12 protein-coding genes and 1 tRNA gene are annotated in these 15,883 nt (G+C 61.7%); 6 read left to right on the top strand and 7 right to left on the bottom strand.

All coding sequences use genetic code 11. The features are described 5' to 3' along the window. Positions 1–758: 758 nt before the first annotated feature. The 5 genes from ACIOWL_RS12380 to ACIOWL_RS12400 form a co-directional block, all read right to left on the bottom strand. The gene (locus ACIOWL_RS12380) at positions 759–1,256 is read right to left on the bottom strand and encodes an SRPBCC domain-containing protein (protein WP_400385375.1); all 498 of its coding nucleotides are present in this window, start codon (positions 1,254–1,256) and stop codon (positions 759–761) included. A gap of 218 nt (positions 1,257–1,474) precedes the next feature. Next, positions 1,475–1,547: transfer RNA gene (locus tag ACIOWL_RS12385), tRNA-Ala, on the bottom strand. Between the two features lie 164 nt (positions 1,548–1,711). Next, positions 1,712–3,115, bottom strand: a complete 1,404-nt coding sequence (locus ACIOWL_RS12390) for an amino acid permease (protein ID WP_400385378.1) — start codon at positions 3,113–3,115, stop codon at positions 1,712–1,714. Continuing rightward, complete coding sequence (gene hisC / locus ACIOWL_RS12395; RefSeq protein WP_400385381.1) at positions 3,112–4,194, bottom strand: histidinol-phosphate transaminase; 1,083 nt, start codon at positions 4,192–4,194, stop codon at positions 3,112–3,114. Before hisC ends, ACIOWL_RS12390 begins: the two co-directional genes overlap by 4 nt. Before the next feature lie 171 nt (positions 4,195–4,365). Beyond that, a complete protein-coding gene (locus tag ACIOWL_RS12400) occupies positions 4,366–4,866 on the bottom strand; it encodes an Lrp/AsnC family transcriptional regulator (RefSeq protein WP_400385384.1) in 501 nt (166 codons plus the stop codon). Positions 4,867–5,020: 154 nt separating this feature from the next. On the opposite strand from ACIOWL_RS12400, the gene ACIOWL_RS12405 reads away from it, so the two are divergent. The 3 genes from ACIOWL_RS12405 (at position 5,021) to ACIOWL_RS12415 (ending at position 7,664) form a co-directional block, all read left to right on the top strand. Next, on the top strand, positions 5,021–5,908 hold the full coding sequence (locus tag ACIOWL_RS12405; protein ID WP_400385387.1) for an SDR family NAD(P)-dependent oxidoreductase: 888 nt from the start codon (positions 5,021–5,023) through the stop codon (positions 5,906–5,908). A 160-nt stretch (positions 5,909–6,068) separates the two neighbouring features. After that, on the top strand, positions 6,069–6,971 hold the full coding sequence (locus ACIOWL_RS12410) for a VOC family protein (protein ID WP_400385390.1): 903 nt from the start codon (positions 6,069–6,071) through the stop codon (positions 6,969–6,971). A 57-nt stretch (positions 6,972–7,028) separates the two neighbouring features. Beyond that, positions 7,029–7,664 (top strand): pentapeptide repeat-containing protein, encoded by a 636-nt coding sequence (locus ACIOWL_RS12415; protein WP_400385393.1) that lies wholly within the window; start codon positions 7,029–7,031, stop codon positions 7,662–7,664. Here the strand turns inward: ACIOWL_RS12415 and ACIOWL_RS12420 are convergent. After that, a complete protein-coding gene (locus tag ACIOWL_RS12420) occupies positions 7,648–8,601 on the bottom strand; it encodes a LysR family transcriptional regulator (protein WP_400385395.1) in 954 nt (317 codons plus the stop codon). The two genes, ACIOWL_RS12415 and ACIOWL_RS12420, sit on opposite strands and share 17 nt — an antisense overlap. 78 nt (positions 8,602–8,679) lie before the next feature. On the opposite strand from ACIOWL_RS12420, the gene ACIOWL_RS12425 reads away from it, so the two are divergent. Together ACIOWL_RS12425 and ACIOWL_RS12430 are read left to right on the top strand one after the other, a co-directional pair. Further along, positions 8,680–10,407 carry an L-aspartate oxidase gene (locus ACIOWL_RS12425; RefSeq protein ID WP_400385398.1) on the top strand — a complete coding sequence of 576 codons (1,728 nt, stop codon included), beginning with the start codon at positions 8,680–8,682 and terminating at the stop codon, positions 10,405–10,407. A 116-nt stretch (positions 10,408–10,523) separates the two neighbouring features. Next, entirely contained in the window at positions 10,524–11,156 is a 633-nt protein-coding gene (locus ACIOWL_RS12430; protein WP_400385401.1) for an AmiS/UreI family transporter, read from the top strand. Positions 11,157–11,189: 33 nt separating this feature from the next. Here the strand turns inward: ACIOWL_RS12430 and ACIOWL_RS12435 are convergent, their stop codons facing one another. Further along, the gene (locus tag ACIOWL_RS12435; RefSeq protein WP_400385403.1) at positions 11,190–12,872 is read right to left on the bottom strand and encodes an ABC-F family ATP-binding cassette domain-containing protein; all 1,683 of its coding nucleotides are present in this window, start codon (positions 12,870–12,872) and stop codon (positions 11,190–11,192) included. A 399-nt stretch (positions 12,873–13,271) separates the two neighbouring features. Here ACIOWL_RS12435 and ACIOWL_RS12440 point away from each other — a divergent pair, with 399 nt between their 5' ends. Beyond that, entirely contained in the window at positions 13,272–15,863 is a 2,592-nt protein-coding gene (locus tag ACIOWL_RS12440; RefSeq protein ID WP_400385406.1) for an esterase-like activity of phytase family protein, read from the top strand. The last annotated feature ends 20 nt before the right edge of the window (positions 15,864–15,883 follow it).

Consider the following 15,883-nt stretch of genomic DNA (forward strand, 5'->3'; position numbering starts at 1 on the left):
GTAGCGTTCTTTGAATCACTCCGCATAGCGGGCCGCCGCCCAAGAAGGTAAGCACGGCGCGACCGAGGTCGGTGAAGAGCGGATCGATAAGGAATCGTGGAAGGGCAGGCACGGTTCTCCTAGTCAAACGATTTCTTGGTCGAAAACAGTTTTAACAGGAGCCGTGTCTGCCTTGTGTCTTAATGACGACCCGGGGCCGGTTAATGACGGCGGAACATCGGTTCGTACCCTCGAAGGCAACGTCTATTGGCGGAATCTCTATGCCTACCTGCCACCACGCCACGTCGCAGGCAGGCATAGACCGTTTCACGGCTGATCCCAAACTCCCGGGCCAGCTTCGCTTTGGGGACACCGCGTTCTGTTTGATCAACAAGCAGCGGCATCCGGGGATGCCTCACTCTGCGCGTATACACGAGTGGAGTTTCACCCGCATAGCAAGCAGTCGGCTTGGTGTGGAAGAGTGACATTTTGAAGGGCAAAAAAATCATTCTTGCGTACTTTTTGCGTACAGACCGAAGGATCCCAAATGAAAAACCCCGAGAACTCGGGTCAAGACTTGGAGCATAGCGGAATCGAACCGCTGACCTCTTCATTGCGAACAAAACGCTCTACCAACTGAGCTATAGCCCCTACCGGACAAACACTACTCCGCTCCACATTCAATACAAAACTGCGGGCGGTCCTGCTACGGATTTTCCAGTGTCCGATAGTGAGAGAAGTGACATTCCCTTGACCGTCTGATGGGGAGCGCGAGGCACTTAGTTTTCTTGATCTTGGAAAAATTCTTTTTGAGCGGGGTAATAGTCGTCCCAGACGGGAAACTGCTCGCCTGTGATTGAAGCGAGCAGCTGGTCGAGGTAGTACTCCCAGCCCGGACCAATGTCTCCAACTGAGCCTGGTGCGATCCCGCGGTGCACGAACCGCAGCTCAGTTGCCTGCGCGCCCGCGTACAACTCGACGGACAAGTCCCACGAACCGAAATCGTCGACCGTTTGAACCCGAAGGAATTTCGGGGCTCTGCATTCGGTAATGGCAACGTTGGACCAGGCGCTTCCTTCTTCGAAACCCATCTGCAGTTTCACGCTTTGGCCATGGACGCCTTTTCCTTCCCATCTTCCGATCCACCGCGCAGTTTGGTCTGGCTCGGTGATCGCTGCCCACGCTTCCCGAATTCCAACCGGTAGCGTTCGTGCCAAGATCAGGTCCAATCCGCCCGCATGTTTCTCTAAGCGACCGGTGGGAAATGGTGTGCTCATGCCGACTCCTTAGGAGAGCGTTCGCTACTGGAGATTCCGCTGGCGGTTGCCGTGTGGTCTCGGCCCGAACCCGAGCACGCAGTTAGCTGTTGAGCCAAGGATATCGAGCTGATATCGAACTGTCTGCCAATTGAGGAGATTTTGCAGCGGAAGCCGGTGCATCTGAAGCGGGAAAAGAAAAATCTCAGGATGCCTGTGCACCCTGAGATTAACTATTGTGGAGGTAAGGGGATTCGAACCCCTGACCTTCTGCATGCCATGCAGACGCGCTACCAACTGCGCCATACCCCCGTGAGGATTGCCATCTGATGAGGCAACTTGATAATCATAGAACAGAAACCGGGGAACACGAAATCGTGTTTTGAGTTCCGTCAGAACCAGGTCGTCTAGGCCGATGGCTCTGACCCGCAGTGCGGGTCAGAGCCATCAGTCATAGTGTTTTTTGTACCTCGCGCTTAGGCGACCTCGTCAACCTGGTCCACGTCAACCACTTCGGGAACGTTTCGCAACGCGATTTTGGAAACGATCCAAATCACTGCGGTCAGCCCAGCGGTCAGCAGGAGCTGGGTACGGGCAGCTTCGTTGGTCATGGACACTGCCACGATGCCAGCGAGCACCACCATGGTCGCAATGGACAGGTATGGGAAACCCCACAAGCGCACGGGCAGGTGTTCGCCGTTTCGATCCGCCCTACGGCGCAGAATGAACTGGGTGACCGCGATGAATGACCAGATCACAATGATTGTCGAACCGACCACGTTGAGCAGGATCGGCATGACTTTCTCCGGCCAAATCCAATTCAGGCCCACCGCGAGGAAGGAGAACGCCACGGAGCTCAGAACCGCGTTTGCAGGCACACCCTTGCCGGTGACATGGGTGACCGCTACCGGGGCGAGCCTGCGTTTGCCCAAGGAGTACAACATGCGTGAGGAACCGTAGATATTGGCGTTCATGGCCGACAAGAGTGCCACCACGACCACGGCGTTCATCACAACTTCCACGCCCGGAACGTTCAGCACACTGAGCACCGCGGCGAATGGGCCGTCCTTGATCGCCGGATCATTCCAAGGAACAACCGCAACGATCACCAAAATCGAACCTAGGTAGAACACCAGGATGCGGGCCATTACCGAACGAACCACTCGTTTGATGTTGTCCGCCGGATTGTCGGATTCTGCAGCGGCAATGGCAACTACTTCGGTTCCGCCGAAGGAAAAAATCACAATCAACACGGCCGCGGCGATACCGGCCATTCCACCGGGGGCAAAGCCTCCGTGGGCGGCCAAGTTGTTTAGGCCAACCGGCTGATCGGTGGGGATCACGTGTGCCAGCACCAAGGCGCCAAGCGCCAGGAAGGCGATGATCGCGGCGACCTTAATGACCGCAAACCAGTATTCGAATCTTCCGTAGTTGCGCACACCAAGGAGGTTCGCTCCAGAGAGGGCAATCACAAAGAGCAGCACCCATCCCCATTGCGGGACGCTGGGGAACCACCCGGAGACAATGGCCGCCGCCCCGGTGGCCTCGGCGGCCACCACCACAACCAACTGGATCCAGTACAACCAGCCCAAGGTGCTGCCGGCAGAGCGACCCATCGCCTTGTGGGCAAAGGTGCTAAAGGCGCCGGAGGACGGATTAGCGGCAACCATTTCAGCGAGCATCGCCATGATCACAATGATGACGGTGCCAGCCAGCAAGTAGGAGACCAAAACCGCCGGACCGGCAATGGAGATCGCTTGGCCGGATCCGACAAACAGGCCGGCGCCAATCGCTCCGCCCAGTCCCATCATGGAAATCTGGCGGCGGGTCAGCCCAGCGTGCAGCTGTTGCTGCGGCTGATCCTCAAGTGCAGCGCTCATGCGTTGGCCCCTTGGTTCGCGGCCACCGAGTTGGCGGCATTCAGTGCGGCCAGTACCCGATCCACATCATGTTCCGAACCCGAGGAAATACGCAGCCCTTCACCGGGGAAGGCGCGGGCGACTACCCCGCCAGCCTCCAGCGTGGCCTCAATGCTGGAAGTTTCCGCCCCGGCGGCAATCCATACAAAGTTCGCCTCGGAAGCGATGACCGGGTAACCGGCGGCCGCCAGGCCCTCATACATCCGCTCACGTTGGGCGACAACCTCATTGATGCGCACCTCGAGCTCGTCGGCGGCCTGCAGCGAGGCGACTGCCGCACGCTGGGCGAGGTCCGACACTCCAAACGGGATGGCGACCTTCCGCAGGTTCTGTGCGACCTCCAACGGGCTGATCGCGTAACCGATGCGCAGGCCCGCTAGGCCGTAGGCCTTGGAAAAGGTATGCAACACCGCAACATTCGGATTGTTCTTAAACAGCTCAACTCCATCGGCGCGCACCTCCGAGCGGTCAAAGTGCACGTAAGCCTCGTCAATGACAATCAGCACGTCGCGCGGCACGGCGGCGATAAATCGTTCCAACGCCTGAGCCTGAACCACGGTGCCCGTTGGATTGTTGGGATTGCAAATGAAGATCAGTCGGGTTTTCTCGGTCACCGCGTCCAGCATTGCATCCAGATCGTGGGTAGCCTCAGCGGTTAGCGGAACCTCAACCGGGGTGGCCCCGGCGATGCGCACCAATGAAGGGTAGGCCTCGAATGAACGCCAGGCGTACATCACTTCATCCCCTTCTGCCGCGACCGCGTGGATCAGCTGGGCGGCAACTTCCACCGAGCCTGCGCCAAGTGTCACATGCGCGGGGTCCACGTTGTGCAATGCGGCCAGTGCCTCGGTGACCTGTGGGGCTGCAATGCTCGGGTAGCGGTGGATGTTGGTGATCCCGTCTCGAATCGCATCCAACACCGAGGGTAGTGGCTCGTGTGGCGATTCATTGGACGAGAGCTTCGAGGCTCCAGCGGCGGCGGGCTTTCCCTGCTTGTAAGCGGGAACTGCCTGCAATGAAGGGCGCTGGTGAAGGGTCATGGGTTCCTCTCTGAAGACCATGGGTGCAAACTCAGTGCGCGGGTGGTCCCGCTCATATCCTCGCGTGTCGCGATTCACAAGCTCTGACTTTAGGGGCAGTGAATCTTCGGATTCAATCGCTGCGCGCACCGCTATGCAACCTGTATAGCGAAAGTTGGTCAGCATCCAATTTTACTGGTCATTTTGCCTAGCTGTTGCTGCATCGTTAGCGCAGGCTTTCACCAGCGGCAGGGTGCGCCCCTGAAAATGTTCGTGCAACGCAAACGCCGAAGACGTGCGGGCGACACCCGGGACGGCGCTGATTCGGTTGAAAATATCCTGCAGATCCTCCGGTGTCCTTGCCACCACCCGAAGTTGCAGGTCGGAGCTGCCGGTCACCGTATACATGTCAACGATTTCGGGAATGGTTTCCTCCAAGTCCGTTGCCACCGAGCCATGGCCGACCTTTTGGATGATCTCTACCGAACAGAACGCCACCAGGGTATATCCGAAACCAGCCGGCTCAATATGGGGCACGATTCCGCGGATCACCCCGGCCTCATGCAGCCTGGCCAAACGGCTGCTGACCGTGCCGCGGGCGACACCCAGGCGCCGGGCGCACTCCATCACCGGAAGCATGGGGGAGTCGGTGAGCAGCTCGATCAGATCTGCATCCAATTGGTCGATGCGCATTGGGTCCTCGCTTCATCGGTGGTCGCCTTGCGGTGTGTGCAGCTTCAAGGCTAACGCGCGCCGGTGCTTCGCCGGGGCACGGCTGGGTCCACGTAACCGAGAGGCATCTCACACGATAGTCTGATCCACATCAAGCCTGGAAGGAAGGGACGTTATGCCACGGCGTCGAGCATTGGAATCGGTAGCGGGACTCACGGTATTGATTACCGGCGCCGCGCAGGGAATGGGCGAGCTTTTTGCCACTCGCGCCTGCGCGGAAAAGGCCAAACGGGTGATCTTGTGGGATGTGAATGCTCCGTTGCTCGAGCACAAAGCGCAGCACCTGCGGCTTGCCAATCCCCAGGTGGTGATCGAAACGCAGGTTATCGACCTGGTTGATGCGCAAAGTATCGCTGAGGGAGCGGCACTGGCATTGGCCGGCGGCGGGATAGATATTCTGGTCAACAATGCAGGAGTGGTGACGGGCAGGCCCTTCGCCGAGCACACCACCAACCAGATCGGTACCGCACTGGCCGTCAATACATTGGCACCGATGTACCTGACCCATGCGTTGCTCCCGCAGCTTGGTGTGCAACGTCCTGGGCGGATCTTGACCATCGCCTCGGCCGCCGCGCTTGTGTCGAATCCGAACATGAGTGTGTATGCCGCCTCCAAGGCCGCGGTTGCAAGTTTCAGTGATTCGCTGCGCCTCGAACTTGAACGGGATGCCGCTCGGGATCTCGCGGTGACCACCTTCTGCCCAACCTACGTGGATACCGGGATGTTTGCCGGGGCCCGGCGCATGCTGCTGACCCCGATGCTCCCAAAACAGCAGGTGGCCGACCGTGCGTGGGATGCGATGCTCCGCGCGACACCCATGGTGTTGTTGCCGTGGACCAGCAAATTGGGGCAGGCCCTGCGCGGGGTGCTGCCGCGCGCGGTCTGGGACCTGCTGGCGGAGAAGGTCCTTGGAATCTACCATTCCATGGACGACTTTTCTGGGCATGCGCCGGTGAATACTGCTGCCCGGCGACTGCCTGGAGAGGGAGCTGAGAACAACTAGAAAAAGCGCTCTACTGATTCCCTGAATACTATTCCGTGCGCGATGCGCAGCGGGTAGCATCAGTGGCGCGGCCGGTATCCAAAACGGGCCGTACGACCTGAGAGCCCCTGAAGCCTTAGGGCCAGATCGGTACCGTCGTAGTGCACACCGGTGAGGATCAATGATGCAAAAGCTCAACGTCAATCTATGGATGCAGGGAACCGGAGACGAAGCGGGCGAGTTTTATGCTCAAGCCCTGCCCGGCGGCTCGATGGAGGTCGAATCACGATATCCCACCGAGGGACTGCTTGAATTCCAAAAGCCGCTCGCAGGCAAGGCGCTGACCGTGACGGTACGGGTGCGTGATCAGCGTTTCACCTTGATCAATGCCGGCCCCGATTTCACCCCAAACCCTTCAATTTCCCTGATGCTGAACTTCGATCCCTTGGACTACGGAGGAAGCATCGATGCCGCCCGGGCCGAGCTGGATCGGACCTGGGAAAAACTTTCGCTTGGCGGCCAGGTGCTCATGGAATTGGGAGAGTATCCCTACAGCTCCCGCTACGGCTGGGTGCAAGACAAATACAACGTTTCCTGGCAGCTGATCCTCACCGATCAAGAAGGGGACCCGCGTCCGTTCATGATGCCGAGCCTGCTCTTCGGCGGTGCGGCGCAAAACCGTGCGGCGGAAGCGATTGAGTACTACAACCAGGTTTTTGGGGCACGAGAGGGCATGCTGGTCACCTACCCCGAGCCAACCGGCCCGGCCACGACGGATTCGGTGATGTTTGCCGACTTCGCGCTGGGGGATGACTGGGTGACGGCCATGGATTCGGGGGTTCCCCAGGACTTCACCTTCAACCCTGGGGTGTCACTTGAATGGCCGTGCGAGGGGCAGGCTGAGCTTGACCGGGTATGGGATGTACTCAGCGCGGTGCCGGAAGCCGAGCAGTGCGGGTGGCTGACGGATAAGTTCGGTGTGAGCTGGCAGATTGTGCCCTCGAATTTGGCTGAACTGATGTTGCGGCCCAATGCATTCGAGAACCTGCTCGCCATGAAGAAGCTGGTCATCGACGAATTTTAGGGGTCAACCGGTAGAGTTGGGTGGCAGAACCCCACCATGCCACACGACAGGAGCGCCATGTCCGCACCCAAAATTCGCCACTTTGTCCTGCCCGAGCTCGCCGAAGGATTTGTGGGGGATCTGGATGCCGGAGGCTACCTGGATCAGCTGCGATTTACCGGGATTGACGGGGATTTCGGTGCCGAAGAGGTGCGTTTCGAACAATGCGAATTCACCGGGTTTGCGGCCGATCGGTTCAGTGTGCGCAACGCACGGCTCTTGCAATGCGAATTGACGCAAATCTCCGCCCCGGTGTTCGCGGCCGCTGGCGCACGCCTGGACGAGGTCCGCATTTCGCATAGCCGCTTCGGCTCGGCAGACCTCGCGGAGTCAAGCGTGGATTCGCTGCTGATAGAAAACTGCAAATTCGGTTGGCTGAATCTGCGCGGCGCGACACTGCGCGACGTGGAGTTCCGCAACTGCCAGTTTGACGAGCTGGATTTGGGAACCCTGCAGCGGGTGCGGTTTTCCGACTCGCGGACCAAGGTTTTGGCAACTCACCAAGCCAAGCTCAGCTCGGTGGATCTCAAAGGACTGGAGTTCGATTCGGTTGACGGGGTGAGCGGATTACGCGGCGCGCAGATTTCCGAGCTGCAGTTGCTTAACCTGGCGCCGCAGCTGGCCGAGCATGTGGGGCTTAAGATCTCAAACTGATTTGTGCGTGCCGTTGGGCCAGCTGGCCCGCGGTTTGCACCAGCAGCTGGTGCATTGCGCTGGCCGCGGCCCCGGGAGGGGTATCGCGACGGTGGGCCAGGCCGATGGTGCGCTCCAGGCTTGGCTGCACTTGCCGCGGGTCCTTGGCAGGTGAGGCGCGAAGTTCCTTGGCCTGCACCTCCGGACGGCCCACCAGCGCGGTGGCCGGAACGATGGCGGCGCCCAATCCCACCTGGACAAAACGCAGCACCGCATCCATTTCTCCGCCATCTATCACCACGTTTGGGGTCAGCTCGAGCGCTTGATAGGCCTTGTGCGTCGCGGCGCGCAGGTCGTAGCTGGGGGAGAAGGTGATCTGCGGAACCCGGGCCAGATCCCGTAGATCCACCGGCCCGTCGGCTAACTGCGGATGCTGTACCGAATCGGCGACCACCAGCTGCTCCACCAGCAATTCGGTGTGCGCCAAACTCGGTTCGGTCACCGCGTGTTCACTGGTGACAATCAACGCCAAATCCAGCTGGCCGCCGGTGAGCTGTTCAAGCAACAATCTGGAGCCTGCCTCCGAGATCTGCAGTTCGATGCCGGGGAACTGGACATGGTAGGTTTCCAGCACTTCGGCCACCAGCGAGGCGCAGAGTGTCGGCGGGGCGCCTAGCCGAACCCGGCCGCGGCGCAAGCCTGCCAACTCCGCCATTTCCACCCGAATCGACTCCTCATCGGCCAGCATGCGTGTGGCCAGCGGCAGCAGTGCGTGTCCCGCGGCGGTCAGGGTGAGATTGCCTCTGGTGCGGTTCAGCAGCGTGGCTCCCAGGTCATGTTCCAAGGTGGATATCTGACGGCTCAGGGATGGTTGGCTCAGGTGCAGGACCTCGGCCGCGTGTGTGAAGTGGCCCACGCGGGCAATGGTGACGAACCCTCGAAGTTGCTCTAGATTCATGGTTTATAGCCTACCGCTATGGAAATGATGATAATAATTCATTGGACGTATTTTGACGGTGGGTTGAAGCTGGAAAACATGAAACCAGAACAGCAGATTTCCACTTCAGTCCTCGTCATCGGCACCGGCGGCTCCGGCCTGCGCGCCGCCATTGAACTGGCAGAGCAAGGTGTTGACGTGCTGGCCGTGGGCAAGCGCCCACGCCACGACGCGCACACCTCACTGGCGGCCGGCGGCATCAACGCGGCCCTGGGAACCATGGATGAGGAAGACACCTGGGAACAGCACGCGGCCGACACCATCAAGGAAAGCTACTTCCTGGCAGACCCGCGCACCGTCCAGGTGGTGGCCCAGGGAGCGGCGCGGGGTATTGAAGACCTCGAGCGCTACGGCATGAACTTCGCCCGCGAACAAGACGGCCGCATCTCCCAGCGCTTCTTCGGTGCCCACACCTTCCGCCGCACCGCCTTCGCCGGGGACTACACCGGCCTGGAGATCCAGCGCACCCTGATCAACCGCGCCGAACAGCTTCAGGTGCCGATCCTGGACACCGTGTACATCACCGAGCTGCTCACCGCCGAAGGCAAGATCTTCGGAGCCTACGGCTTCGACGTGAACAACGGTACCGGCTACCTCATCCACGCCGACGCGGTGATCCTGGCCGCCGGCGGACACAACCGCATCTGGCGACGCAGCAGCTCACGCCGCGATGAGAACACCGGAGATTCATTCCGTTTGGCAGTCCAGGCCGGCGCCCGGCTGCGCGACCCGGAATTGGTGCAGTTCCACCCCTCGGGCATCATCGAGCCGGAGAGCGACGCCGGAACCCTGATCTCCGAGGCGGCCCGCGGCGAAGGCGGCATCCTGACCAACGCCCTGGGTGAGCGTTTCATGGCACGCTACGACGCCAAGCGCATGGAACTGTCGACCCGCGACCGGGTGGCCCTGGCCGCCTACACCGAAATCCGCGAGGGCCGCGGAACCGAAAACGGCGGCGTCTGGCTGGATGTGTCCCACCTTGACCGCGAGGTGATCATGAAGCGCCTGCCACGGGTCTACCAGACCATGATGGAACTGCAGATGCTTGACATCACCCAGCAGAAGATCGAAATCGCCCCCACCGCCCACTACTCCATGGGCGGGGTCTGGGTTGACCCGCTGACCCATGCCACCGAGGTGCCCGGGCTCTACGCCATCGGCGAGGCCTCCTCCGGGCTGCACGGCGCCAACCGCTTGGGCGGCAACTCGCTGATCGAGCTGCTGGTCTTCGGCCGGATTGTCGGCCAGCACGCCGCCGAGTACTCCGCCTCGCTCACCTCCCAGCCACGCTCGGCCAAGGCAATCGCCGCCGCCCGCGGGCATATCGCCGAACTGCTCGGTGCCCAGGGCCAGGAAAACGTGCGCAGCTTGCAGCGCGCAATTCGCAACCTGATGACCGACCACGCCGGAGTGGTGCGCGACGAGGCCGGCCTGCTGGAAGGTCTGGCCAAGTTGGACGCCATCGAGGCGCGTATGCAAAACGTCGGGATCCACCCGGACATCGCCGGGTACCAGGACCTGGCCCACGCCTTTGACCTGCAGTCCTCGGCGTTGGCGGCCCGCGCAACCCTTGAGGCGGCGCTTGAACGCCGCGAAACCCGCGGCTGCCACAACCGCAGCGACTACCCGGCCATGGATCCGTCCCTGCAGGTGAACCTGGTGTGGTCCCCGACCTCGGGAATCACCCGTGAGTCGATCCCGCAGATCCCGGAGCAGATTGCGGAATTGATCACCGAAGTTTCGCAGGAAGGCAAACTCGTCGAGTAACGAATCGGCATGGATTTGCCACCCGGGCACCGGTATCCGAAACTGTCGTTAGCGGCAGGACACGGGTCCCGGTGCCCGGGTCCGTATCCGGGTGCGCCGCGCGAGTGGAGGAACCCATGGCCCATGTCGGGCTGGTCTTTGTAGGACTGATCTTATTCATCAACGGCTTGGTATCCCTGGGCCGCATCCCGGAACGATCGGCGGCGCTGCTCAACCTGATGGTGGGCGGGGTGCAAATCCTGCTTCCCACCCTGATCATGGTGCAGGCCGGGGAGAACACCGCGTTGATCAACAACACCTGGCCCAGCTACCTGTTCGGGATGACCTACCTGTTGGTGGGCCTGAATACCCTGTTCGGTTTCCAGTCCACCGGTTTTGGCTGGTTCAGCCTCTTTGTCGCGGCCATCGCCGTGTATGAGGCAGTGATGTCACTGAATTATGATCCGGTTTTCTCGGTGATCTGGCTGGCGTGGGCCATCATGTGGTTGTGCCTCTTTGCACAGCATGCCTTGGGTCGCAGCCGGGTAGGCCGGATGGACCTGCAACGTTTTGGCGGCTGGCTTTTGGTCAGCGCCGGAATTCCCTCCAGCACCGTGCCTGCGCTGTTCGCGCAAAACGGCCTGTGGAGCACCAGCGCCGGCACCGCGGCAGTGGCGCTGGCGGCCCTGGGGGCGGCATTGGGTTTCAGCGCCTGGCAGGCACTGCGGGCACCCGAGGCGGCGAAGTCCATTACGAGCCCCGCCGCCTAGGCACACCAGAGGAAGACCCTAGGCACACAGTGCTTAGCGTTCGCGCTGCACCCGGGTTTCGTCCCAGACCGGGGTGTCGGATTCATAAACTTTCCCGTCCGAACCGAACACCAAAAAGCGGTCGAAGCCGCGGGCGAACCAGCGGTCGTGGGTCACGGCCAGCACCGTTCCCTCGAATGCATCGATTGCACGCTCCAGAGCCTCACCAGAATGCAGGTCGAGGTTGTCGGTGGGCTCGTCAAGCAGTAGCAGCGTTGCCCCGGAGAGCTGCAGGAGCAGAATCTGGAAGCGCGCTTGCTGGCCGCCGGAAAGCGAATCAAATTTTTGTTCAGATTGGCCGGCCAGCCCGTAGCCATCCAGGGCTCCGGCGGCGGCTTCTCGCGGCAGGCCCGAGCGGTGCTCGTCGCCGCGGTGCAGGATCTCCAGCAACGTCCGGTCGAACAAATCCGGGCGGGAATGCGTCTGCGCGAAGTAGCCGGGGCGAATGCGCGCCCCGAGCTTCACGGACCCGGCGTGTTCAACCGGTTCAATAACCACGTCGGAGACCGGCAGGTGCTCGCGTTCGGGGTCGGTGCCACCGGAGGCCAGCAGGCGCAGGAAGTGCGACTTGCCTGAACCGTTGGAGCCCAGGACTCCCACCCGGTCGCCAAACCAGATCTCGGTATTAAACGGTTTCATCAGGTTGGTCAGTTCCAGCTTTTCGGCGACCACCGCACGTTTGGCGGTGCGTCCGCCCTTCAGCCGCATGTTCACGTTCTGCTCCAGCGGGATGGCCTGCGGGGGACCTGCCTCCAGGAACTTCTCCAGGCGGGTGGTGGCCGCCTGGTAACGGTTGGCCATGTCGGAACGGAACGCGGCCTTGGTTTTGTACATGTTCACCAGCTCTTTGAGCTTTGCATGTTCTTCATCCCAGCGTTTGCGCAGCTCCTCGAAACGCTCGTTGCGTTCCTGGCGCGCCTGGACATAAGACCCAAAGGCCCCGCCATGAACCCAGGCGGTGGCGCCGCCGTGGCCCGGTTCAAGGGTGACGATGCGGGTGGCCGCGTTGTTCAGCAACTCGCGGTCGTGGCTGATGAAAAGCACGGTCTTGTTGGACCGTGTCATGGTGTCCTCGAGCCAGCGTTTGCCCGGCACGTCCAGGTAGTTATCCGGCTCGTCGAGCAGCAGCAGTTCGTCGTTGCCCTCAAAGAGCGCTTCAAGCACCAGGCGTTTTTGCTCCCCGCCGGACAGGGTCCGGGCCAGCCGTTCCCCGGCCTTGTCGAAACCGATACCCAGGGCCGCCATGCAGACCTTGTCCCAGGTGGTTTCCAGCTCGTAACCGCCGGCGTCGCCCCATTCGATGATCGCCTCGGCGTAGCGCATATGCACTTTTTCGTCATCGCTGGTGAGCATCTTGGTTTCATACTCGGCGACCTTGGCCGCGGCCTGGGCCAGGGTCGGTGCGGCGGTGGATAGCAGCAGGTCCTTCACCGTGGACTCATCGCGTACCTGCCCCACAAACTGGCGCATGATACCCATGGTTCCGGTGCGGTTGATGGAACCCTCATCGGCCTTCAGATCTGCGGCAATGATCTTGAACAAGGTCGTTTTGCCGGTGCCGTTGGGGCCGATCAGCGCCGTCTTGGAACCGGCGGCGACCTTGAAGGTCACCCCGCCAAGCAACTGGGTGCCGTCGGAAAGAAAATACTGGATGTCAGTCACGTCGATATGAGCCACGTGATAATCCTATCTGGCTTCGCCGGATAGTGTTTTTCTGGAGGCCGGCGGATGGCGGGATTCCGGCGCTGTTCGAGTCTGAGACTTGCCCGAGGCTTACCGCGGGTGCGGCCGGTGCAATCCACGCTGTGCGAGTGCCGGCTTGAAATCCGGATCGATGACCCGTGCCCGCTGGATACACCCGCCAGGGTGGACGAAGGTCTGGGACAGGGACCTCAGCTGGGTGCGGGACTGGCTGGGTTGCTCCTGCAGACTGCCGGCACCTGCAGGTGGGGCGGCGAAATCGACGATGATTCGACACCTGCCCGTCGCCTGGTGTTCGTCTGCCGGTCGGAAAGGCTTGCAACTCTTAGGAGGTCATCTTAAGCAAACACTAAGCTATCGCAGGGGACTACCTACGTGAAACGAACCGCAAAAAAGTCGGCGGGCATCATTGCCGCGCTGGCACTGGGGGCTGGCGGCCTCGCGCCACTAACACTGGCCGCGGCCGCTAGTGCGGACACCGGAAGCTATTTTGAACGCACCGCAACATACCCGGTGTATCTAAACCATCCCGAGGGAGCCGCGGCGCAAACCGCCGCGGAGATCTCAACCGTCTCCGAGGACGGGAAAACTCTGATTTACACCGACGCTCTCTCTCGCCGGATCGGTTTTGTCGACATTTCCGATGCCTCGAAACCCACCGGCTTGGGAACCCTTCCGCTGCACCAATTGGGCAGCGCGGAAGACGAGCCAACCAGCGTGGCCGCCTACGGGGAGTACGTGCTGGTGGTGGTGAACACCTCGCAGAGCTACACCGCCCCCTCCGGCCGGGTAGATCTGGTGCGGATCGCCGACCGCACCCTGGTGCACAGCATTGACCTGACAGGGCAGCCAGATTCCATCGCGCTGTCCGCAGATGGCGCCTACGCGGCGATCGCCATCGAAAACGAACGCGACGAAGATGCCGGCGATGGCGGTTTGCCCCAGGCCCCGGCCGGATCCGTGGCAATCCTTGATCTGCTGGGCGAAAGCCCTGATCAGTGGAATCTGCGTGAGGTGCCGCTGACCGGCGGCACCAAGGATGAGCCGGTAGCCCTCGACCAGCTTGTCCAGGCCGGACTTGATACCCCGCAAGATCCGGAACCCGAATATGTCACCATCAACAGCCAAAACCAAGTGGCGGTAACCCTCCAGGAAAACAACGGGATCGTGCTCATCGACCTGCCAACCGGTGAGATCACCTCGGCCTTCAGCGCCGGAAGCGTGGACCTGGACGGCATCGATACCGAAGATGATGGAAAACTTGATCCCACCGGCTCGCTGCAGGATGTTCCGCGCGAACCGGACGCGATCGGCTGGATCCAGGATCGGTACCTCGCCACCGCCAATGAGGGGGACTGGAAGGGCGGCAGCCGCGGCTTCACCATCTTCGATTCGCAGACCGGCAAACCGGTCTGGGATGCCGGGAACAGTTTTGAAAACCTCGCACTGTCCCAGGGGCTGTTCCCCGAAGCCCGTGCCGGCAAAAAGGGAACCGAGCCTGAAGGCCTGGCGGTTCATGAATACCACGGGGTCGAGTACGCCTTCGTGGCCTCCGAGCGCGGAAACTTTGTGGCCGTGTACGACCTGAGCGACCCGCTGGCGCCCAAGTACGTGCAGACCCTGCCCACCACCAACGGCCCCGAGGGGATCTTGCCGATCCCGGGCCGCGACCTGCTGGCGGTCTCCTCGGAAACCGATGAGGCGGAAAACGGGGTGCGCTCGGCGCTGACGCTCTTCAGCTTCGGCGCGGCTCAGGCCCAGTTCCCGCAGCTGTCTTCCGACCCGTCCAACCCGGTGCCCTTCGGCGCGCTCAGCGGGCTGAGCGCCGATCTGGAGAACCCGGGACGGATTTTTGCGGTGAGCGACAACGCCTACGAACCGCTGATCTACACCATCGATGCCGAACAGGGCCTGGTCGAGGACTCCCTGCCGGTCACCGAAGACGGCGCCCCGGCGGACCTGGACCTGGAAGGCCTCTCGGCCCGTGAGGACGGCGGCTTCTGGGCCGCCAATGAAGGCGCCGACGCGGCAGGCAATGCCCTGGTGCGCATTGATGCCGACGGCGCCGTGGCGCAACGGGTCCAGCTACCGCAGGAGGTCATCGGGCAGCTGAAGGGCCAGGGCCTGGAAGGTGTGACCGCGTACGGCTCGGGGGATGCCGAGCAGGTGGTGTTCACCTTGCAGCGCGAGGTTCCGGGGGAGGACTTTGTGCGTATCGGCCGCTACACCACGGCCACCGAAGAGTTCGCCTGGTTCGGATACACCCTTCAAGACGCGGGAGACGACGGAAGCTGGAACGGCCTGTCTGAAATCACCCGGCTTTCCGACGGGTCCTACGCGGTGATCGAACGGGACAAACGTATCGGAGAGGATGCGCAGCTCAAGGCGATCTACCAGTTCGAGCTGCCCGAAACCTCGGGCACCGGCTCGGCGGACGGCCCGGTGACCATGGTGGAGAAAAAACTCGCCGTGGATGTTTTACCCGTGCTTGAGCAGACCAACGGCCGGACCCAGGAAAAACTTGAAGGTCTGACGGTGGCCGGCAACGGCCAGGTCTACGTGGTGACCGATAACGATGCGGTCAAGGACGCCAGCGGCGAGACGGTGTTCGCCAACCTCGGTGCCGAGGCAGAGGTGTTCGAGTTGGCGCCTGCCGCCAGCGCGACCCCCACCCCGTCGCTGGAGCCCAGCGCGTCGCCAAGCGACGAGGCCTCGGCGGAGCCGAGTGCCACGCCGTCGGCCACCGCATCTGCGGACCCCAGCGAAAGCGACGCGCCCACGCAGGCACCCGCCGAAAGCGAGCCCGCCGATCCGCCTCAGAGCCAGTCCCCGGAAGCCGGAGCCGATCCGGATGACCTGGCGCAGACCGGGTTCAGCGCCCTGTGGTTCCTGCCGCTGGGCCTGATTGTGGCCGGCCTCGGGGTGGCCGCCGCGCTGAAGGCACGCAGTTCAGTACGCCAGCACTGAATAAAACAGCGCTGAATAAA

It is taken from the genome of Glutamicibacter sp. NPDC087344 (genome assembly GCF_044744225.1).
GTDB lineage: Bacteria > Actinomycetota > Actinomycetes > Actinomycetales > Micrococcaceae > Glutamicibacter.

Bases quoted from the DNA above. Each gene is read 5' to 3' on its own strand.
- ACIOWL_RS12405 (WP_400385387.1), top strand. From the start codon at position 5,021: ATGCCACGGCGTCGAGCATTGGAATCGGTAGCGGGACTCACGGTATTG.
- ACIOWL_RS12420 (WP_400385395.1), bottom strand. From the start codon at position 8,601: ATGAATCTAGAGCAACTTCGAGGGTTCGTCACCATTGCCCGCGTGGGC.
- ACIOWL_RS12400 (WP_400385384.1), bottom strand. From the start codon at position 4,866: ATGCGCATCGACCAATTGGATGCAGATCTGATCGAGCTGCTCACCGAC.
- ACIOWL_RS12380 (WP_400385375.1), bottom strand. From the start codon at position 1,256: ATGAGCACACCATTTCCCACCGGTCGCTTAGAGAAACATGCGGGCGGA.
- hisC (WP_400385381.1), bottom strand. From the start codon at position 4,194: ATGACCCTTCACCAGCGCCCTTCATTGCAGGCAGTTCCCGCTTACAAG.
- ACIOWL_RS12410 (WP_400385390.1), top strand. From the start codon at position 6,069: ATGATGCAAAAGCTCAACGTCAATCTATGGATGCAGGGAACCGGAGAC.
- ACIOWL_RS12425 (WP_400385398.1), top strand. From the start codon at position 8,680: ATGAAACCAGAACAGCAGATTTCCACTTCAGTCCTCGTCATCGGCACC.
- ACIOWL_RS12430 (WP_400385401.1), top strand. From the start codon at position 10,524: ATGGCCCATGTCGGGCTGGTCTTTGTAGGACTGATCTTATTCATCAAC.
- ACIOWL_RS12415 (WP_400385393.1), top strand. From the start codon at position 7,029: ATGTCCGCACCCAAAATTCGCCACTTTGTCCTGCCCGAGCTCGCCGAA.
- ACIOWL_RS12390 (WP_400385378.1), bottom strand. From the start codon at position 3,115: ATGAGCGCTGCACTTGAGGATCAGCCGCAGCAACAGCTGCACGCTGGG.